This window comes from Acinetobacter sp. CY79, assembly GCF_059515845.1.
Window position 1 is genome coordinate 86,158 of the sequence record NZ_JCAKMY010000004.1, and the last position, 19,018, is coordinate 105,175.

The 19,018-nt window shown below is 38.7% G+C and carries 21 protein-coding genes and 1 other RNA gene; 6 read left to right on the forward strand and 16 right to left on the reverse strand.

Going from position 1 to position 19,018, the window contains the following annotated elements:
• Window positions 1-67: 67 nt before the first annotated feature.
• The 4 genes from AC5YCE_RS02780 to AC5YCE_RS02795 all read right to left on the reverse strand — a co-directional run bounded on the left by AC5YCE_RS02780 (window position 68) and on the right by AC5YCE_RS02795 (window position 2,614).
• The gene (locus AC5YCE_RS02780) at window positions 68-418 is read right to left on the reverse strand and encodes a hypothetical protein (RefSeq protein ID WP_496170953.1); all 351 of its coding nucleotides are present in this window, start codon (window positions 416-418) and stop codon (window positions 68-70) included.
• Between the two features lie 162 nt (window positions 419-580).
• Window positions 581-1,369 carry a glutathione S-transferase N-terminal domain-containing protein gene (locus tag AC5YCE_RS02785; RefSeq protein ID WP_496170957.1) on the reverse strand — a complete coding sequence of 263 codons (789 nt, stop codon included), beginning with the start codon at window positions 1,367-1,369 and terminating at the stop codon, window positions 581-583.
• Between the two features lie 52 nt (window positions 1,370-1,421).
• Window positions 1,422-1,934, reverse strand: coding sequence for a ribonuclease E activity regulator RraA (gene rraA, locus AC5YCE_RS02790; protein ID WP_496125248.1), 513 nt, complete (start codon window positions 1,932-1,934; stop codon window positions 1,422-1,424).
• A 14-nt stretch (window positions 1,935-1,948) separates the two neighbouring features.
• The gene (locus AC5YCE_RS02795; protein ID WP_496170960.1) at window positions 1,949-2,614 is read right to left on the reverse strand and encodes an NAD(P)H-binding protein; all 666 of its coding nucleotides are present in this window, start codon (window positions 2,612-2,614) and stop codon (window positions 1,949-1,951) included.
• A gap of 216 nt (window positions 2,615-2,830) precedes the next feature.
• On the opposite strand from AC5YCE_RS02795, the gene rpsT reads away from it, so the two are divergent.
• Window positions 2,831-3,100 carry a 30S ribosomal protein S20 gene (gene rpsT, locus AC5YCE_RS02800; RefSeq protein WP_067659159.1) on the forward strand — a complete coding sequence of 90 codons (270 nt, stop codon included), beginning with the start codon at window positions 2,831-2,833 and terminating at the stop codon, window positions 3,098-3,100.
• 166 nt (window positions 3,101-3,266) lie between these two features.
• Here the strand turns inward: rpsT and AC5YCE_RS02805 are convergent, their stop codons facing one another.
• Together AC5YCE_RS02805 and AC5YCE_RS02810 are read right to left on the reverse strand one after the other, a co-directional pair.
• Complete coding sequence (locus AC5YCE_RS02805; RefSeq protein ID WP_496170965.1) at window positions 3,267-4,004, reverse strand: histidine phosphatase family protein; 738 nt, start codon at window positions 4,002-4,004, stop codon at window positions 3,267-3,269.
• 60 nt (window positions 4,005-4,064) lie between these two features.
• Window positions 4,065-4,916 (reverse strand): 3'(2'),5'-bisphosphate nucleotidase CysQ family protein, encoded by an 852-nt coding sequence (locus tag AC5YCE_RS02810; RefSeq protein WP_496125245.1) that lies wholly within the window; start codon window positions 4,914-4,916, stop codon window positions 4,065-4,067.
• Between the two features lie 17 nt (window positions 4,917-4,933).
• On the opposite strand from AC5YCE_RS02810, the gene AC5YCE_RS02815 reads away from it, so the two are divergent.
• The 4 genes from AC5YCE_RS02815 to AC5YCE_RS02830 all read left to right on the forward strand — a co-directional run bounded on the left by AC5YCE_RS02815 (window position 4,934) and on the right by AC5YCE_RS02830 (window position 8,002).
• The gene (locus tag AC5YCE_RS02815) at window positions 4,934-5,632 is read left to right on the forward strand and encodes an HAD-IA family hydrolase (protein WP_496170970.1); all 699 of its coding nucleotides are present in this window, start codon (window positions 4,934-4,936) and stop codon (window positions 5,630-5,632) included.
• Window positions 5,616-6,053, forward strand: coding sequence for an RNA-binding S4 domain-containing protein (locus AC5YCE_RS02820; RefSeq protein WP_496125243.1), 438 nt, complete (start codon window positions 5,616-5,618; stop codon window positions 6,051-6,053). The genes AC5YCE_RS02815 and AC5YCE_RS02820 overlap by 17 nt, the downstream gene beginning before the upstream one ends.
• A gap of 146 nt (window positions 6,054-6,199) precedes the next feature.
• Window positions 6,200-7,243, forward strand: coding sequence for a recombinase RecA (gene recA / locus AC5YCE_RS02825; protein ID WP_496125242.1), 1,044 nt, complete (start codon window positions 6,200-6,202; stop codon window positions 7,241-7,243).
• 75 nt (window positions 7,244-7,318) lie between these two features.
• Window positions 7,319-8,002: a regulatory protein RecX gene (locus tag AC5YCE_RS02830; protein WP_496170974.1), complete on the forward strand. Its 684-nt coding sequence runs from the start codon at window positions 7,319-7,321 to the stop codon at window positions 8,000-8,002.
• Window positions 8,003-8,094: 92 nt separating this feature from the next.
• Here the strand turns inward: AC5YCE_RS02830 and ffs are convergent.
• Window positions 8,095-8,191, reverse strand: an RNA gene (ffs, locus tag AC5YCE_RS02835) — signal recognition particle sRNA small type.
• 286 nt (window positions 8,192-8,477) lie between these two features.
• Between ffs and AC5YCE_RS02840 the strand changes: the two genes are divergently transcribed.
• Window positions 8,478-9,311 carry a YbgF trimerization domain-containing protein gene (locus AC5YCE_RS02840; protein ID WP_496170979.1) on the forward strand — a complete coding sequence of 278 codons (834 nt, stop codon included), beginning with the start codon at window positions 8,478-8,480 and terminating at the stop codon, window positions 9,309-9,311.
• 144 nt (window positions 9,312-9,455) lie between these two features.
• On the opposite strand, the gene lpxA is transcribed toward AC5YCE_RS02840, so the two are convergent.
• The 9 genes from lpxA to uppS all read right to left on the reverse strand — a co-directional run bounded on the left by lpxA (window position 9,456) and on the right by uppS (window position 19,018).
• Entirely contained in the window at window positions 9,456-10,244 is a 789-nt protein-coding gene (gene lpxA / locus AC5YCE_RS02845; RefSeq protein ID WP_496125239.1) for an acyl-ACP--UDP-N-acetylglucosamine O-acyltransferase, read from the reverse strand.
• Entirely contained in the window at window positions 10,241-10,726 is a 486-nt protein-coding gene (fabZ, locus tag AC5YCE_RS02850) for a 3-hydroxyacyl-ACP dehydratase FabZ (RefSeq protein ID WP_496125238.1), read from the reverse strand. The genes lpxA and fabZ overlap by 4 nt, the downstream gene beginning before the upstream one ends.
• 2 nt (window positions 10,727-10,728) lie before the next feature.
• Window positions 10,729-11,799, reverse strand: a complete 1,071-nt coding sequence (gene lpxD / locus AC5YCE_RS02855; protein ID WP_496125237.1) for a UDP-3-O-(3-hydroxymyristoyl)glucosamine N-acyltransferase — start codon at window positions 11,797-11,799, stop codon at window positions 10,729-10,731.
• 3 nt (window positions 11,800-11,802) lie between these two features.
• On the reverse strand, window positions 11,803-12,282 hold the full coding sequence (locus AC5YCE_RS02860; RefSeq protein WP_496170983.1) for an OmpH/Skp family outer membrane protein: 480 nt from the start codon (window positions 12,280-12,282) through the stop codon (window positions 11,803-11,805).
• 61 nt (window positions 12,283-12,343) lie between these two features.
• Entirely contained in the window at window positions 12,344-14,851 is a 2,508-nt protein-coding gene (bamA, locus tag AC5YCE_RS02865; protein WP_496170988.1) for an outer membrane protein assembly factor BamA, read from the reverse strand.
• A gap of 39 nt (window positions 14,852-14,890) precedes the next feature.
• Window positions 14,891-16,246, reverse strand: coding sequence for an RIP metalloprotease RseP (gene rseP / locus AC5YCE_RS02870; RefSeq protein WP_496170991.1), 1,356 nt, complete (start codon window positions 16,244-16,246; stop codon window positions 14,891-14,893).
• A gap of 1 nt (window position 16,247) precedes the next feature.
• Complete coding sequence (ispC, locus tag AC5YCE_RS02875) at window positions 16,248-17,441, reverse strand: 1-deoxy-D-xylulose-5-phosphate reductoisomerase (RefSeq protein WP_496170992.1); 1,194 nt, start codon at window positions 17,439-17,441, stop codon at window positions 16,248-16,250.
• A complete protein-coding gene (locus AC5YCE_RS02880; protein WP_496170993.1) occupies window positions 17,442-18,266 on the reverse strand; it encodes a phosphatidate cytidylyltransferase in 825 nt (274 codons plus the stop codon).
• Entirely contained in the window at window positions 18,266-19,018 is a 753-nt protein-coding gene (gene uppS, locus AC5YCE_RS02885) for a polyprenyl diphosphate synthase (protein ID WP_496170994.1), read from the reverse strand. Before uppS ends, AC5YCE_RS02880 begins: the two co-directional genes overlap by 1 nt.

Here is a 19,018-nt window from a genome sequence, read left to right on the forward strand (position 1 = left end):
CCTTTAGAAATTAAGATGAGATCATGCCCAATCAAAGTGCTTAACAACGGAATAAGCAACGTTATTTTTATTTTTCGCGTTTAAATTGACGGTAATAATCATTCAATAATGCAATATAGGCTTTGAGCTGTAGCAAATTTTCTTCTGTATTACCCAATCGTGCGACAAATCGCTGATTGGCAATTTCTAAATCAATTTTTTCATTGATTAACATGGATTTGAAGTAAAGCTCTTTCAGATCATCAAATTTCTTAAGTTTACGGTTTGAAAAATACTCTAATCGCTCGGACAGATCATTCAGCACAAAACCATTTACAATAAAGCCTTGGCTATCATCAAGCTCAATTCGATTTTGCTCTAAGTAAACCTGTTCCGCAGAAGGTTTTTTGCTCAAGATTTGCACAAGCTTATTCAACATAATGATAGACACGATTAGGAAAAGACTAATTTAGGATTTTAATCGAAATCACACCATGAATCTGCCATCAAATTTAACAAATACCTTTTAAAGCAAACGCTTTATCTCCAATCAAATGATTTCTAATAGCTTAACCATCAGCAATGAACAACAAAAGAATCATCACTCACCATATTGATGCAGAAGATAGTCCACAATTTTTTTAGATTCGAACAGTTTTGTTGCTGTATTCGGATCAACTAAATAGGGTACTTGGATATCTTGTGCTTCACGATTCATCACCTTCACGACTCTTTCACGCTTACCGCCAGCTAAAGGGATATATTTGCCTGGTTTTAAACGTAGTATGGCTGGACCTTGGTCTTGCCAGCGCTCTTTAGGAACATTATGGAATTTAAACGGGAGTTCTAATTCTGTAAGCACACCGCGAACAACACGTGTATAAGGACTCGCTTCAAACCCCCATAACTCTATAAGCTGTTCAGGTGCTTTACGATCAAGAATGTTCTTATTAATAAACACACCACGCGCACCATTGACTAAAGTTCCTGCAAATGCTGCAACAGGAATCTTCGGGTAATGGGAGAATTTCACAGGTGTACGACCTGTATTGCCATAATGTTTAAAAAGATAATGAATGATGTCTTGAGACTCATACAGTTTTTCACCTGTATTTTCATCCAGCAAAAATGGAAATTGTGTCTTGCCCCCTAGCTCCTTCACAACTTTGCGGTACTTTCTTCCACCTTTAGGGCATGGATAAACCTCATAATCCAAATTTAGGGTGGTCAACACTTCACGAACACGACGACAAAATGGCGAACCTTCAAATTCATAAAGCTTTAATGCTTTTTCAGGTTGCTTCGGAAACGGCGTACCTGAAACACCACGACCACCTTCGGTTAAACCTGAGAGCAAAGCCTGCACCACTTTAATTTGATGATTTACCATTTTATTGTCCTTTTAATTTTTATTACCAACTGATTCTTTTGATCAATAACCACTATAGATCAACAAGCTTTTCCTTTGCGATGATAATGCCATTATTATCCGCATAGACATAATCACCTGAATGAATAGTGACACCGCCAAAACTCAAACTAACATCGACCTCACCCAAACCTTTACGGTTACTTTTTTGAGGGATGGCAGCCAAGGCATGGACACCTAGATCTAATTCAACAATTGCGTCCACATCACGGACACAACCGTAGATAATCACACCATTCCAATGATTCTTCACTGCTGATTCAGCAATCATGTCACCCATCAACGCGCAGCGCATAGAAGCACCACCATCGACAACCAAGACCTTACCTTGACCATCTGTGGCCAATAGCTCTTTAACACGTGAATTATCTTCAAAACACTTAACAGTAACGACTTGTCCACCAAAGCTCTTTACAGCGCCATAGCTTTTGAAAAACTTACCATCAATCGATGGGGAAACCACTTGAAAATCATGCTCTGGATGATCATCTAATAAATCACATGTCACAAATGCTGGATTAGACACTGTTGAATTCCCTCTTATTTGATATTTTGGATCTGTAAATTATCATATATTTTGAATTTTTCAGTTTGTGACTGCGCCACCTCGACCATAGTATGAGCCACTTGATCTGCTGTCACTGGCTTATATTTAAAAGACTTCGGCATAAAATGCGATACACGCTTAAATACAGCCTGTGAAACATCCTCTAAAGTACGTGACTCGTTACGCTCTCCTAATAACAAAGAAGGTCTAATAATAGAAATACGCGCCAATGCTGATTGCTCTAAATGCTTTTCGAGCTCACCCTTCACTTGATTATAGAAAAATGGAGAATTTGGATTCGCACCTTCAGCACTCACCACTAAATAATGTGTTTCGGTGGCTTCAAACAAATCTGCAAAATGAGCATTTATCTCAAAATCTATGGCATAAAAATTGGCTTTAGAACCTGCTTTCTTAATCGTAGTGCCTAAACAACTAAAAGCATGGCTACATCCCGCCACATCCTGATCATTCAGCATCAGAAAGTCTTCAATAACCAATTGCTCAACCTTGCTCAACTGTTTAAATTGCTCGTCTTCTTTACGAACAATAACCAATATAGCTTTACATATAGCTAAGTTTTGTAATTCATTTACCAACTTTCGTCCGACCAATCCTGTTGCTCCAATGACGACCGCTTTATTTATCAATTTAGTCATTTTTTAATCATTCCCTCTTGGATTCATGTAATTTAGCGGATTATATTGATTTTATATGCATCTTAAATGTTGTCAAAGCATGTCAAGACTTGACTTTACCGACTCAATTAATCACAATGTGGCACTTGTTTACGGGCTGGTGAAAATTCTTCTGATGAAGATTTTTAGATGTAATTTCAGCCCGCCCAGACCAATCTATTTTCAAGGAGTGCACGAGTGGCAAACTCTGCTCAAGCTAAAAAACGTGCTCGTCAAAACGTTAAAGCACGTAAACACAACGCTAGCTTACGTTCAATGGTTCGTACATATCTTAAACGCACAGTTGCAGCTATCGCAGCTGGTGACTATGCAGCAGCTACTGAAGCTTACAAAACTGCAGTACCTGTAATTGACCGTATGGCTGATAAAGGTATCATCCATAAAAACAAAGCTGCTCGTCACAAGAGCCGTTTAAATGCACAAGTTAAAGCTTTAGCTGCTAACTAAGTTGCATTGTAAAAAAGCCCTTTTAAGGGCTTTTTTTATATCTAAAATTTATAATTTAAACCATTTAACTTACAGATAAATACTCAAAATACTCTTCACCTCAGCTGTTCGCACTTTAATCATGCTCAAATAACTTAATTGATGAAGAAAAAGCTAATATTGAACTTTATTGCAAAGATAAATTTTTAAAATTACGGATTGCCAATTCGTGCCGTTCGCCACGCCAAATCCAGCGCAGTTTAGAATCTAGAAATTTATCACCTTCAAACCACACAAACAAACCTTCCATCATCTGTGGCCAGTCTCTTTGATCTAAACTTGTTCTGCCCGAGATGACCGTAATAATCGCAGCCAAAATAGTATCGTGACTCACAGCCAAGCTTAGACCATTGTTATGCTGTGGATGAGTATTATAAATTAACTCAAGCACATCAATCACCCCACCAATGGGATGCTTCATGCCAGGTAAAGCATTCTTCACAAAACTATTAATAAACCCCAAAGCACCTTGGTCTTGAAAATAAGGGCCTGCCTGCTGAATATCCAAAACAAAACTTCCAGGTTCAACCAATAGCCCTTGTTCAACAATTTCAATATGATGGGTATTCGGTTGAATAATCTGATCCGCACCCTCAATCATCAAGGCAGCTGTATCAACACAACGTTGGATCGGGCTTGAAATACAATGCTGAATAACCCGATCAGTATTTTCAACTAAATGTTGCCCCCAAGCTTGTGCAAGCTCACGCCCGGATTCGGTTAACTGTAAGTCATACCCCGCCAACCCCTGCCCAGCGACTTGCTCACGCACAGAATGACGCGTGAACAAAGTGACAGGGATTTTTGGATCCGGTAACAAATCCAAAGCATGTAACATGCTGGGTGGCAACAACTTCAGCGACATAAGAATTGTAAAATAGTCTAATCAATACACACTATAGCATGGCTTTTTCAGTAAACCAGTTCACAATACGACGTTAGTAAGGGCTTCTAATGCTATTTTTTGGTTATCTTTATCTCTAAAGGCAATAAATCCATCATTTAAAACTGTATCTCTTTGATTATAGGTAAAGGGAATCGCACTTAAACTCACCAAACCACCACCGATACTTTCTAACAATCCCTGTCCAGAACTGGTATCCCATTCTGAAGTCGGGTGAAATCTAGGATAAATATCAATTTCACCTTCAAGCATCATACAAAACTTATATGCGCTCCCCGCCTCACGACGAATCACAGGATTGTCTTGTTCGAGATATTCAATATATTGTTGGTATTTTGGATTTTTACTACTGTGGCTTAAACCGACTTGAATCGCATCAGTTTCATTATCTTTAAACTTACAGTAACGTTCCCACGTTTTTTGACTAAATGAATATTTATAAGGTAATTCAGTTAAATACCCGACATACATGACTTGTTCGGTTGGCACTGCAATCACAGAAAATACCGTTTGATTATTTTCAATCAAACTTAAATTAATGGTAAATTCATCCCGCTCATGAATAAATTCCTTTGTGCCATCCAAAGGATCAAGCATCCAACAGGTTGACCACGTATGACGTTCAGAGTGATCATTTTCCTCTGAAAGCACAGGAATGTCAGGGGTTAAAATAGCCAATTGTTCAATTAAATAAGCATTCACTTTTAAATCCGCTTGTGTCACAGGCGAATGATCATCTTTTTCTATAATTTTAAACTCACGCCCAGCGCAATAATTTTGGTATTCTTCCAATAGAATTTTACTTGCAAACGCCATGATTGGAACCAAATTTAAAATTTGTTGATCTTGTGGTGCTTGAGTTGTAATAAACATGGATAAAAACCTATTTTATGTCTGATTTAACCAAGCCAATTATCATGTTCGATATGGATGGCACCTTACTCGACCTTGCTTTCGATGATTCGATCTGGAATGTCAAACTCCCAGAACGTCACGCGCAAATACATCAATGTACTTTAGCGCAAAGTCATGACACTTTGTATGCATTCTATCAAGAACACAAGCATACATTATCATGGTATTCATCTCGCTACTGGACGGCTAAAGTGGGCATTGATGTTCTTCAACTTCAACACGACTTTAAAGATAAAATCCGTCCACGCAAAGGATGTTTTGAACTATTAAAAACACTTAATGAGCAAGGCTATCGTTGTTGGTTACTGACCAATGCTGATTGCGCAGGTTTAAAACTTAAACTTGAAAATGTCGATCTCAGCCCATATTTTGAAGTCATGATCAGTAGCGAAGAAATTGGATATTCCAAAGAATTTGTTGAATTTTGGCAAATCCTCCAGCAGAAATTCCCATTCGATCCAAACAATGCCATGCTCGTTGATGACACTGCACCAGTGCTTAAAGGCGCTGAAAAATTTGGGCTTCAGCATTTGGTCACCATTACCCAACCGTCGAGTGATCGACCAGAACGCAATATTGATGAATTGGGATACTCTGCGATTAACAATCTTACAGAATTACTCAACTTATTAGACATGATTGAATTTAAGGAATTAAATGTCAAAACAGCCTGAGCAACTGAATGAATCAATGCGCATCGATAAATGGCTTTGGGCAGCTCGTTTTTTTAAAACACGCTCGATTGCCAAGCATGCGATTGAAGGTGGTAAGGTTCACCACAATAATGACCGTATTAAAGTTTCTCGTGAAGTTCGTATTGGTATGGAACTTACCATCCAACAAGGTTTTGAAAAAAAGACTGTCGTGGTAAAAGCACTCTCCGCTGTACGCGGTGGCGCTCCATCAGCACAACTCTTATATGAAGAGACTGAAGCCAGTATTGCAAAACGCGAGTTGCTTTCTTCGCAAAGAAAATTGCATAATCTTGCACGACCTGACCACCGACCAAGTAAAAAAGATCGTCGAGATATCAGTAAGTTTAGACAAGAAAATGGTCAACAGTTCGATCAGCAATGGTCTTATGATGACGACTAATAGCACGACAATTTATGTCGTAGCTCATTAGAATGACATAGAATACATAGTTTTTTTCTGTCACTATAAGCCTTGTGGACATGAGAATTTATTTAATACATCCACTTAAGTTATTAGTGATATTACATCGTTTTTGAGGTTACGAGATGGATGAGAACAAAAGCAAAGCGCTTACTGCAGCTTTAAGTCAAATTGAAAAACAATTTGGTAAAAACTCAGTGATGCGTTTGGGTGACAATACTGTTCAAGCAGTTGAAGCTGTATCAACAGGCTCTTTAACACTTGATATTGCATTAGGTATTGGCGGACTTCCAAAAGGTCGTATTGTAGAAATCTATGGTCCTGAATCTTCAGGTAAAACCACAATGACTTTACAAGCGATTGCTCAATGCCAAAAAGCAGGCGGAACGTGTGCGTTCATCGATGCTGAACACGCATTAGATCCACAATATGCGCGCAAGCTGGGTGTAGACCTCGATAACCTATTAGTTTCTCAGCCTGACCATGGTGAGCAAGCCCTTGAAATTGCAGATATGCTTGTACGCTCTGGTGCTGTAGACATGATCGTTGTCGATTCTGTTGCTGCACTCACCCCTAAAGCCGAAATTGAAGGCGAAATGGGTGACTCGCATATGGGACTTCAAGCACGTCTTATGAGTCAAGCACTGCGTAAAATTACAGGTAATGCGAAACGCTCAAACTGTATGGTGATCTTCATTAACCAAATTCGTATGAAAATTGGTGTGATGTTTGGTAGTCCAGAAACAACAACTGGTGGTAATGCACTGAAATTCTATGCCTCTATTCGTCTTGATATTCGTCGTATTGGTCAAGTCAAAGAAGGCGATGAGATTGTTGGTTCTGAAACACGTGTGAAAGTAGTGAAGAACAAAATGGCCCCCCCATTCCGTGAAGCTGTTTTCCAAATCATGTACGGCAAAGGCGTGAATCATTTGGGTGAACTCGTTGACCTGTCTGTCGCGCAAGAACTCGTTCAAAAAGCAGGTGCTTGGTATTCATACCAAGGCAATAAGATCGGCCAAGGTAAAAACAACGTGATACGCCATTTGGAAGAAAACCCTGAAATAGCAATCGAGCTCGATCGCATGATTCGCGAACGTCTACTTGTAACTGCAACTCCAGCACCTACCGATGAAAAAGAAGAAGAAACTGACTTTCTAGATGTTTAAACTCATCATATATCGTTAAACTATAAAACGCCCTTTTGGGCGTTTTATTTTATTTGTACTTGAGCAGATCCTGTTATGAATGACTCTTCAAAAGATGCTAAATTCCCTCAATTCATCGATTACCAAAAACTTAAAGATCAATATGGTGATGAATTAAGCTCAAAAGATTCAAACTCCTCAGATTTATCAAATTCAACACACTCAGAATTAATATTTGATCATCAATCATTTTCAAAAAAAACCAACAATACGAGTGATGATACTTTAGAAGATACCGAGAATTCAGGTCAAAAAACTAAGCGACCTGGATTAACAGGCACACGATTAAGATCCTACGCTTTTGCAGTATTAACCCGTAAAGAATATTCAAAGAAAGATTTGATTGAAAAACTCGCTTTATATGCTGATAACCGTGAAGAAGTACTTACTCTCGTCGATGAGCTTTCAAAAGAAAACTACCAGAGTGATCAACGAGTTGCTGAAATGGTGGTACGAAGCCAAATACGAAAAGGTAAAGGACCCAATCGCATTAAACTCGCGCTACGTGCAAAGAGTATAGATAAAGAGCTTGCTCAAAATGACATGAATGAAATTGATTGGTATGAAGAAGCTTATCAATTAAAAATCAAAAAATATGGAATTGACGTTTCTAAAGATCCCAAAATTAAAGCCAAACAGATCAGATTTTTACAATATCGGGGGTTTGAAATGGATGCGATTATGAAAGCGATTTCACGTAAAGAAAGTGATCATGAATAAAAAATAAAGTTTAAATCGAGATCAAGCTAAAACAAAAATTGTGAAATGATAAATTAGAATTAAATAATATTATTATAAGAAACTGGTGGCAACCCCACTAGCAAAACTTCGGCACATCGTATTTCTGATACCGTTGCTACCTTCCGGTCCTGGCGGGGTTTTCAGAGTACAATTGCGAAGCCACCAGCGGGGCTACCATTGCAAGGTCAGAGTATAGAGACTTTTAGCAATCTTGCAAGAGTCTTTTTACAATATATCCAAGTGTTTCATTCAACTGATTATTTTACAAACAACCCATGTAGAATTAAAGCAATCTTCAAATTCAACTCGTGAATTTTCATCTATTTAATTTGTATACCAACATTGTAAATACGTATTGCAATTCAATCCTAAGCTGTTTTACATTGGATTAAATTTTGACTTTCACATTTAATCTAACCTACAGATTAAATATTTGATATTTTGGATTAATAAAATGCTCATTAAGCATACGCTACTTGCCCTCTCTCTTACATTCATCGGTATCGGGCAAGTTTATGCCAATATTCCAATTGAATCCCGCGGTCTGAGCCAAAGTAGCTCTGGAACCTTTAATACGCCACAAGCTACTCCTACCCCAACCAATACCAGCTGGGATTTAATTCAGCAAAATCAGCGTTTAGAGAATCAATTACGTGAGTTACGTGGAAAAATTGAAGAACAAGATCACCAAATAGATCAACTCAATAAAGAATTAACCAATCGCTATACTGATCTAGACCAACGATTAGAATTACTACAGCAAAAAATCGATCCAACCGATGAAACTGCTCCTGAAAGTCAGTCTGAAGAAACAAATCCCACTTCTGGTCACAATTTACCGCTAGATAATTCAGAGCCAGTAAGCAACTCTACGCCTGCATCAACAGGCAATCAAACTGTAAGTAGCACTAATCAAGCCGAATTAGATAAAGCTGCTTATACGGTTGCACTAGAAGCTTATAAACAAGGTGGTGCTAAAAAAGCCATAGCGCCCATGCAAAATTTCGTAAAGAACAATCCAAATAGTGTCTATACTGGTAATGCCTATTTTTGGTTGGCTGAATTCAATCTAGCGATTGAACCACCCAATTATGATGAAGCTAAAAAGAACTATGAAACGGTAGCAGCCAAATTTCCAGATTCTAGCAAAGCTCCCAGATCACTTTACCAACTCTACAGCATTGCGAAAGATGTAAATAAAAACACACAAACGGCTGAAGTCTATAAAAACAAGTTGATTGCGACCTATCCACAATCTGAAGAAGCGGGTTTCTTTAAAAATAGCTAAATCAGCTTAGTCAGAAATACTAGACATTAAAAAAGACATCCAAAGATGTCTTTTTTATTCACTACCCATTTATTGCAAATCAATATTTTATATCCATGTAAAATATGAAAAGAGCTTATCAACAAAGAGTAGTTACAACATAACTTAACGCACAATACCGCGCTTAGATTCAATCAATGAGTCAATCAATAATTGAACTTCAGTAACGTTTGGTAAAATATCAGCTGTTATTTGTTCAATCGCTTGTTCAGTCGTCAAGCCTGATTTATAAATTAGTTTAAAAGCATCACGTAAGCCATTAATCACTTGCTTAGACCAACCTTTACGACGCATACCTTCAAGGTTAAGACCGAACGCATGTGCAGGATTTCCAGACGCCATAACATAGGCAGGAACATCTTTAACAATTAAAGATGCACCACCAATCATGCTATAAGAATCCACCTTACAAAATTGATGAATCCCAGAGTTACCACCAACAATCACGTAATCCGCGATCTGAACATGGCCAGCAACACCCACGTTATTTGCAAAAATATTGTTACTTCCAACAACGCAATCATGTGCAATATGCGTATTGACCATTAACAGGTTATTACTACCAATTTTAGTTAACGACTTATCCTGAGCAGTGCCACGATGCAAACTACAATGCTCACGAATTTTATTGTTGTCACCAATTTCCAGCCAGGTTTCTTCACCTGAATATTTAAGGTCTTGACAAACTTCGCCCACACTGGCGAATTGGAAAATTTCATTTCCGCTTCCAATACGTGTGTAACCACCAATCACTACATGGGAGTGTATTGTCGTGCCTGAACCAATAGTAACATTTGGACCAATAATCGTGAAGGGACCAATTTTGACATCGTCAGCAATAACTGCTGAAGCATCAATAATTGCAGTAGAATGAATTAAGTCGTTTTTACTCATGCCTGCTCTAGTTTCTGATGAGAGATAATAATTTCAGCTGTCGCTGCCATCACACCATCAACACTGGCAGTACATTGGTATTTGTAAATGCCGCGTTTTTGCATAATGAGTTCTGATTTTAACACGAGTTGATCACCCGGAACGACTTGTTTTTTAAAACGAACCCGCTCAGCACCCGCAAATAAGAACAAAGAACCTGGTCGCGGCTTCTCATCGTTCATAATAAAACCAAGTACTCCTGAGATTTGCGCCATCGCTTCCACAATCAACACACCTGGCATAATTGGATATCCAGGAAAATGTCCCTGCATAAACTCTTCGTTTATGGAAACATTCTTATAGCCCACGATACTGTTTTCATGAACTTCAGTCACACGATCTACAAGCAAAAATGGATAACGATGTGGAAGATACTCACGAATCGTTTGGATCTGCATCGGTAATTCAGGAACCGCGAAAGGTAAAGTTGAAGACTCAGTCATAATTATTTACGCAAATTTAAAGTTGATTCGATTGACTCGATTTGAGACTGCATATCATCTATTTTTTTCACAAGTTTGGTCAATGGCACATCTGCTAATTGTCGAAGGCGAACAACTGTACGTTTCCATTTCTGATTTTCAAATAATCCGATTCCCGAAGAATAAGTTCCAGCCTCAGAAATATTATTTGTCACCATTGACATTCCTGTCAATGTTACATTATCAACGATATTTAAGTGTCCTGAGATTGCAGAAGCTCCACCCACAATACAGTTTTTGCCAATTGTTGTACTGCCTGCAATAACGGATTTAGCAGCAAATGCTGAATGAGCACCGATTTTTACGTTATGGGCGATTTGCACAAGGTTATCAATAATGACACCATTTTCAATCACGGTATCATCAAGTGCACCCCGATCAATACTACAATTTGATCCAATTCGAACATCATTTCCAATGATCACCGAACCCAGTTGTGCAATTCGATTCCATTTTCCTTGATAAGGTGCGAAGCCAAAACCTTCGCTACCAATAACGGTATTAGCATGAATACGTACGCGATCAGCAATTTTAGATTCGCCAGTGACAGTGACATGAGAATCAATAAAGCAATCACGACCAATTTCTACATATTCATCAATTTTAGTATGAGAGTTAACAATAGTATTTGATCCTACAACAGCATTTTCACCGATCACTACATAATGACCAATATAAGCATCATCAGCGACGATAGCGGATGGATCAATTTGAGCTGTGGCTTCAATGCCGCGTTTGGTCACTTTAGATTCAAAGGCATGCGTCAGAATCGCAAAAGCAAGATATGGATTTTTAACGACAATGAAGTTTTGATGTGTACTTAACTTTTCTTTCATTTCAGCAGTGACGATGAGCGCACCCGCTTGAGAGGATAACGCCTCATCCAAATACTTTTCAGCATTTACAAATGAAATGTGATGTGATTGTGCTTGACCTAAGCTAGCAAGACCGACCAGCTTGAGATGAGATTGACCAATTGGCTCACCTTGAACAAGCTGAGCCAAATGATCGAGTTGAAACTGATTTGATTTCATTGCTTATTTGATTGCATTGACCTTTTGAATCATTTTAGCAGTTAAATCATATTTAGAGTCAAACGCCAGTGCAGCATTTTTATTTAAAACCAAATCAAGGCCATTTTCTTGACGAAGCTGCTCTGCTGCTTGTTTTACACGGGTTTCAAATGTCTTATTGGTGGTCTGAATCGTCGTTTGAACACGCGATTGGACACTTTGCTGCAATGTCGTAAATTCAGTCATTTTAGCTTGGTATTGTGTTTCGATCTGCTTTAGGTTTGCACCTTTCGCTTGAGACTGTTGTTGCAAAGCTGACAACTCTTTGTTCAACTGTTCAAGCTTGGTGGCCTGAGGCTTAATAGATGCTTCTAAACTTGCATTTTGTTGTTTCAAGTACTGACTACTCTCTACAACTTTTTCAAGATCAATCACACCATAACCAGCCGCGTTCACTACTGCAGATAAACTAAGCGACAAAATTGCTAAGCTTAATTTTTTCATTGTTATATCGCCTCTTCCACAAATCAAATTAAATCGATTTTTGAATAAGTAGCGATCGTACTTAGAAAGTACGACCGATCTCGAATTGGACATTCTTCGTTTCATCACCCAACTTATCATTTAATGGGAATGCATAACTCAGAGATAATGGACCAATCATGGTAATCCAAGTAAAACCAACACCTACGCTATAACGCATATTGTCGGTTTTAAAGCCAAAATTATCTTTACAATATTGTTTAGCATCTACAGTTGGATTTGCTTCATTTAAATATAAATTACCATTTGGAATATCGCACTGGGTATCAAAGACTTGTGCACCTTCTGCAAAGATAACAGGACGAACCTGGCGAGCCCAATCACCTTTAAATGGAACAGGCAAAACCAATTCAGTACCAAATTGAACTAAGGCGTTACCACCCACTTCTTCTGGATCACGATCTAATTGGTTCTGCTCATTAAACGTCACACCTGGATATTTTGGACCCAAAGTACTGTTGTCATAACCACGTACCGAGCCATATCCACCCGCATAATAATTTTTGTAGAAAGGTAAATCATTACCAAAACCTAACTTACCATATCCACGAAGTACAAAGTCCTTTCCTAAAGGAAAGAAAGCCTGTGCATCATAAGTCACTTTTTGGAATTCAACATCACTACCTGGTAGTGCAACTTCAGCATTCACTCGATGTGACATACCTGAGGTCGGGAACATTGGACGGTTTAAAGTATTATACGACCAACCCAAATTCAAATTATAGGTTAAGAACTCACCCTTAAATTCATTTTCAAAAGACTCCCACCCCTCATCATTTACACCACAAACTTTATCAGTCTCATTCCACAAACCTGTTGGACAATAAATTCCTGTTTTACCTGACCCTTTACCACCATTGGCAAGCAAATAATCACGGACATAGGTAGAAACGTAAGGGCCTGTAGTCACTTCAGTATTATCAACATTCAAACCTGCACTGATGCTTTGGTTTTCATCAATTGGATAACCAAAGGTTAAACCACCACCAAAACTATCTGTGACATAGTTGTTGACGTTGTAGTCATCATCAAGCTTTGTTTTACGGTAATACATATTATAACCACGACTCACACCATCAATCGTGAAGTACGGGTCTGTAACACTCAGGTTATAATAATCTTGAGTTTCAGAACGGGAGAAATCCACTGAAACACGGTTACCAGTACCCAAAAAGTTGGTTTGACTTAAACCCGCTTGGAAAGTAATACCACCATTTTGAGAATAACCTACTGCCAAGGTACTTGTACCTGAGTGTTGCTCTTCAACACTAACATTCAGATCGACCTGATCAGGCGCACCTGGCACACGAACAGACTTCATGTCGACTTTACTAAAGAAACCTGTCCGCTCTAAACGAATTTTAGAAAGCTCGATTTTCTCATTACTTGCTAGCGCACTTTCCATTTGACGCATTTCGCGGCGCAATACTTCATCTGCAGTCTTGGTATTACCACTAAAGTTAATACGACGCACAGTGACTTGCGAGCCCGGATTAATATAATAATTCAGCGCAACCGTATTGTTCTGCTGATCAATCTCAGGAACAACATTGACTTCAGAGTAGTAATAACCGGCATTGCCATATTTTCTTTGAAGCAATTGCTTAACAGCATTTACTTTCTCTTGAGAATAAACATCACCCTCTTTATAAAGTTTAAGCGCTTCCAATTCTTCGGTTTTATAAAGTGCATCACCCAAGAATTTAGATTCAGCGAATTTAAATTGTTGACCTTCTTCAATAGACACTTCAATAAAGATCTTTTTCTTATCTTCGCTAATATTTAAATTTGAATTGTTAATTTCAAAATTAATGTAACCTTTGTTTAAATACAGAGCGCGTAAAGATTCAAGACTCGCTGCCATTTTTTCACGTGCATAACGATCATTACGTGAAATTACTGACATCCAACCGCTTTCTTTAACAGCAAATACTTGCTTAATATCATCTTCTTTAAAAACAGTATTACCAATGATGTTAATGTCAAAAACTTTTGCTGCTTTACCTTCATTAAAGTCGACGTTCAACTCAACACGGTTATTCGGACGAGCAACTGTTTCAACTTTTACATCGGCATCATAACGACCTTGCTGAACATATTGTTGTTCTAATTCTGTTTCCAAAGTTTGAACTGCTGATTTTGTGAAAATCTCACCTTCAGCTAAGCCCATTTTCTTCAAACCCTCTTCCAATGCTTCCTTTGGAATGAGCTTGTTTCCTTTTAAATTGATTTTAGCAATGATTGGTCGCTCAACCACTTTAAAAACCAAAACGCCATTTTCTTCAGAAGCTTGAATATCATCAAAGGCATTAGAGGCATACAAAGCACGAATCGCATTGGCAATCGCAGGATCATTTACATGCTCTCCCGCATTGATTGGCAACATTGCCAAAACATTGGCTTGAGTAAGTCGTACCAAGCCATCTACACGCACATCCCGTGCGATAAACTCGTCTGCTGCATATACTTGTTGTACTGCTGCCATTGCGCTAACGAGTGCCAATGGCATAAATAAATGTTTGTGCTGCATGCCTATTGTTTTCCAGTAAGTTAATTTTTCAATCAAACGCTATAAACGCATAAAATCATTAAATATTGCAAGGAACATCATACTTCCTAACAATAACATACCTATTTTTAATCCAACCAATTGTATTTGTTCAGAAACAGGTTTACCACGAATTAATTCAATAAAATAATAGACAAGATGCCCACCATCCAACATAGGGATCGGTAATAAATTTAAGATCCCTAAACTTACACTCATCAGCGCCATAAATGAAATGAATGTTTTCCAACCCATTTCAGCACTTTGACCTGCAACTTTTGCAATCGTGATAGGACCAGACAAGTTATCCAACCCAATTAAACCTCGAACCATTTTAACAATCGAGTTTAAAATCATCGAAGAAAGCTGACCTGTTTTTTCAACAGCAACCACAAAAGCTTCAGCTGGATTGTATTGAATCGTTTGCTTATATTCAGCAGGAATATTGATTTGAGATGTTTGCGCTTGAACGCCCAACATACCCGTTGTATTCCCCATATTGTCACGTTTACCTTGTGGCATCACCTGTAAATTAATCACTTGACCATCACGTAAAACAGAAATAGCCAACAGTTTTTCAGGCGACTTTTGAACCACATCAACCACATCAAACCAACCTTTCATTGGTTGATTGTCGATAGAGATAATCTTATCCCCCTCTTTCATCCCTTGGCGTACTGCCGCACCATCATCACTTAATTTGTAAACAACAGCAGGAATAACGGGTCGATATGGTGTAAAACCTAAAATATCTAGTGGTGACTGTGACTGATCTTTTAAAAAATCCTGAATAGGCAGTTGCACATTTTGAGTCTGACCATCACGTAAAGTTTCTAAATGGATATAACCTGTCTCACCTACACGATCAACCAGCGCATAGTTGAGTTTTTCCCAAGTTGGAGTGTCTTGACCATCGACAGCCACAATTTTATCGCCAGCTTTCATTTGAACAGACGCGGCTGGTGTATTCTCAATCACTTTACCAATACGAGTATTCAATTGCTCTTGAGCAGGTAAGAATAAAATCCAAAATAAAAGCACAGCAAAAATCAGATTAACCAAAGGGCCAGCCGCGACAATCGCAATACGTTTCCATGGTGATTGTCGATTAAATGCGTAGGGTAAGTCTTCTGCACTTACATTTCCCTCACGCTCATCCAACATTTTGACATAACCACCCAGTGGTAATGCGGAAAGCTGATACTGGATTCCTGATTTTCTTGATGTCCATTTTAGAATCGTTGGACCAAAGCCGATGGAGTAAACCAAGACTTTTACACCTAGTTTTCTTGCCACCCAATAATGACCAAATTCATGAATGGCAATAAGTGGCCCTAATAGCAAAATTGCAGCGACGATAATAAATAGAACATTCATATTAACTGCTCAACTTAGCAATATATTGTGAAGCAATTTGACGTGATTGTTGATCTATATCGAGAATCATTTCAATACTAGTTGCAGCCATATTTTCGATTTTATTTAAGCTATGTTCAACCACTCGTGGAATATCAAGAAAGCCAATACGCTCACCTAAGAATGCTTCGACAGCCATTTCATTCGCAGCATTTAAAATTGCAGGTGCCACACCACCTTGACGCATTGCATCACGCGCGAGTTTGAGTGATGGAAAACGCTGTAAGTCGGGTTCTTGAAAATCGAGCTGAGTATTAAATACATTTAAAGCAGGCACATCGGTTTGAATACGCTTCGGCCACGCTAAAGCATGCGCGATCGGCGTACACATATCAGGATTTCCCATTTGCGCCAAAGTTGAACCATCCACATATTGAACCATAGAATGAATGATACTTTGCGGATGAACAACGACTGTAACAAATTGTTCTTCAATTGAAAATAAATGACAGGCTTCAATTAACTCCAAGCCTTTGTTCATCAGCGTTGCTGAATCGACTGAAATCTTCTGACCCATAGACCAATTAGGATGTTTACATGCTTGCGCAGGAGTCACTTGTTTAAGTTGTTCTAAGCTATGATTAAGGAATGGGCCACCTGATGCAGTCAATAAAATTTGAGCAACACCTAAGGTTGGCTGACCTTTCTTTTCGATTTCTAAATAATTCTGAGGGAGGCACTGAAAAATTGCATTATGTTCCGAATCTACAGGAAGCAATAATGCATGATGTTCACGAGCAGTCTGCATCATAATGTCACCAGACATCACCAATGCTTCTTTATTTGCCAACAGCACTCGCTTTCCAGCTTTTACAGCCGCCAATGTTGGCAGGAGTCCTGCAGCACCTACAATCGCTGCCATGACCACATCAACATCAACATGCTCAGAAACAGCGATTAAACCCGCTTCATCTGCTAAAACTTCAACGCCTTGAATATTTTTTTGCTTAAAAATTGCTTGTAGTTCATCCACTTTATTTAAAGGAACTACAGCGATCTTAGGTTGATACTGTTTGCATATTTCACTCAATTGCTCAAGTCGACTAAATGCCGAAACAGCAAAGACTGAATACTCATCTGGATGCTGATCTAAAATTCTTAACGTACTTTGACCAATTGAACCTGTGACACCTAATATACAAACAGATTGAGACATCTATAAATCTACACCAATAAGTTTTAAAACATACATACCCGCTGCAAAAATTGGCGCCGCAGCAAGCAATGAATCAATTCGATCTAGTACGCCACCATGACCTGGCAATACACGACCTGAGTCTTTTATTCCAGCTCGACGCTTAATCATCGACTCAAACAAATCACCCAATACCGAACTAAATACAGTGACAAGTGAAAGAATCAGGAATAAGATGTGTTGTGTTAAAGACAAATTCAGATATAGCGATTGAACTACTACGATGATTATTGCGGCGGTAATGATTCCACCAACCAACCCTTCAATTGACTTATTTGGACTCACTTCAGGCGCTAATTTACGCTTTCCTAATTTACGTCCAACAAAGTAAGCGCCACTATCAGCCCCCCAAACAAGAAGGAATAAATACATTAACCACCAAGGTGAACTTGACCATACCTCAAAGATTGCTGTAACAGCAGCACTGATAATCACTAAGCCAATAAAATTAAGACTTGGGTTATACCATCCATCATTCGATGGATAACTTCTGACCCAAAAGAGACTAATCAACCATGTAACAATGGATGCACTCCATAAAAGCAGTGCTAAATCATTAAAATATAATGCTAAACCAGAAAAAAAGGCAGTTAATATGCCAAAGCATCCTGCTTTGATTTTACTCACTTGATCAGTTTGACGTGGCATGAGTTTAAACCACTCATAACCACCTACCCCCGCAGCGACAATCATTAACACCAACATTGGATCAGGTGATGTTGTAGCAAACATACAGCTTAGTACAACAGCAACCAAAACCAAGGCGGTAATTATCCGCTCAAACATTATTCGTTCTCTATTTTCTCTTGTTGAATTTGCTCTGACGTTTTACCAAACCGTCTTTCACGCCCTGAAAACACTCCGAAGGCATGATCCAGTTCTTCCGTGGTAAATTCAGGCCACAAAGTTGGAGTAAAATACAACTCTGCATAAGCGGACTGCCACAATAAGAAATTAGATAAGCGATAATCACCACCCGTACGAATCAAAAGATCCACTGAAGGCAAATCACCTAAACTAATCTGCTGAGCAAAGAGTTTTTCATCAATTTGCTCGACATCTAGCTGCTGTTCTTTAACCATTTTCGCAAGATTTTGAGCAGTCTGTGCAATATCCCACATCCCCCCATAACTCACTGCAATAGTCAGCGTCATGTTGGTAAACTTAGCAGTCCTTTCTTCAGCGTGCAACATTAATTCACGCAACTCTGAAGAGAGTCGGCTACGATCACCAATAAAACGCAAGGAAATTTCAAATTCGATCATACGAGGAATCTGCTCATGAATTGTTTCTTTCAACAATTGCATCAGCAAATCAACTTCGTATTGGGGACGATTCCAGTTTTCACTAGAAAAAGCATAAACCGTTAGGGCTTTAACACCGACTTTACGACAATGCTCTACAATCGGATCAAGGACGTGTTTACCTTCACGATGCCCATCACCTTTTTGCATTTCTTTCTTTTTGGCAAAACGATTGTTGCCATCCATAATGATGGCAACATGTTGAGGAATAATCTGTTCTTCAGAAATGGTCAT

Excerpts from the sequence above, each read along its gene's own strand:
- AC5YCE_RS02780 (WP_496170953.1), bottom strand. The coding sequence starts at position 418 with ATGTTGAATAAGCTTGTGCAAATCTTGAGCAAAAAACCTTCTGCGGAA.
- AC5YCE_RS02785 (WP_496170957.1), bottom strand. The coding sequence starts at position 1,369 with ATGGTAAATCATCAAATTAAAGTGGTGCAGGCTTTGCTCTCAGGTTTA.
- AC5YCE_RS02795 (WP_496170960.1), bottom strand. The coding sequence starts at position 2,614 with ATGACTAAATTGATAAATAAAGCGGTCGTCATTGGAGCAACAGGATTG.
- AC5YCE_RS02805 (WP_496170965.1), bottom strand. The coding sequence starts at position 4,004 with ATGTCGCTGAAGTTGTTGCCACCCAGCATGTTACATGCTTTGGATTTG.
- AC5YCE_RS02810 (WP_496125245.1), bottom strand. The coding sequence starts at position 4,916 with ATGTTTATTACAACTCAAGCACCACAAGATCAACAAATTTTAAATTTG.
- AC5YCE_RS02815 (WP_496170970.1), top strand. The coding sequence starts at position 4,934 with ATGTCTGATTTAACCAAGCCAATTATCATGTTCGATATGGATGGCACC.
- AC5YCE_RS02820 (WP_496125243.1), top strand. The coding sequence starts at position 5,616 with ATGTCAAAACAGCCTGAGCAACTGAATGAATCAATGCGCATCGATAAA.
- recA (WP_496125242.1), top strand. The coding sequence starts at position 6,200 with ATGGATGAGAACAAAAGCAAAGCGCTTACTGCAGCTTTAAGTCAAATT.
- AC5YCE_RS02830 (WP_496170974.1), top strand. The coding sequence starts at position 7,319 with ATGAATGACTCTTCAAAAGATGCTAAATTCCCTCAATTCATCGATTAC.
- AC5YCE_RS02840 (WP_496170979.1), top strand. The coding sequence starts at position 8,478 with ATGCTCATTAAGCATACGCTACTTGCCCTCTCTCTTACATTCATCGGT.
- lpxA (WP_496125239.1), bottom strand. The coding sequence starts at position 10,244 with ATGAGTAAAAACGACTTAATTCATTCTACTGCAATTATTGATGCTTCA.
- fabZ (WP_496125238.1), bottom strand. The coding sequence starts at position 10,726 with ATGACTGAGTCTTCAACTTTACCTTTCGCGGTTCCTGAATTACCGATG.
- lpxD (WP_496125237.1), bottom strand. The coding sequence starts at position 11,799 with ATGAAATCAAATCAGTTTCAACTCGATCATTTGGCTCAGCTTGTTCAA.
- AC5YCE_RS02860 (WP_496170983.1), bottom strand. The coding sequence starts at position 12,282 with ATGAAAAAATTAAGCTTAGCAATTTTGTCGCTTAGTTTATCTGCAGTA.
- bamA (WP_496170988.1), bottom strand. The coding sequence starts at position 14,851 with ATGCAGCACAAACATTTATTTATGCCATTGGCACTCGTTAGCGCAATG.
- rseP (WP_496170991.1), bottom strand. The coding sequence starts at position 16,246 with ATGAATGTTCTATTTATTATCGTCGCTGCAATTTTGCTATTAGGGCCA.
- ispC (WP_496170992.1), bottom strand. The coding sequence starts at position 17,441 with ATGTCTCAATCTGTTTGTATATTAGGTGTCACAGGTTCAATTGGTCAA.
- AC5YCE_RS02880 (WP_496170993.1), bottom strand. The coding sequence starts at position 18,266 with ATGTTTGAGCGGATAATTACCGCCTTGGTTTTGGTTGCTGTTGTACTA.
- uppS (WP_496170994.1), bottom strand. The coding sequence starts at position 19,018 with ATGACCATTTCTGAAGAACAGATTATTCCTCAACATGTTGCCATCATT.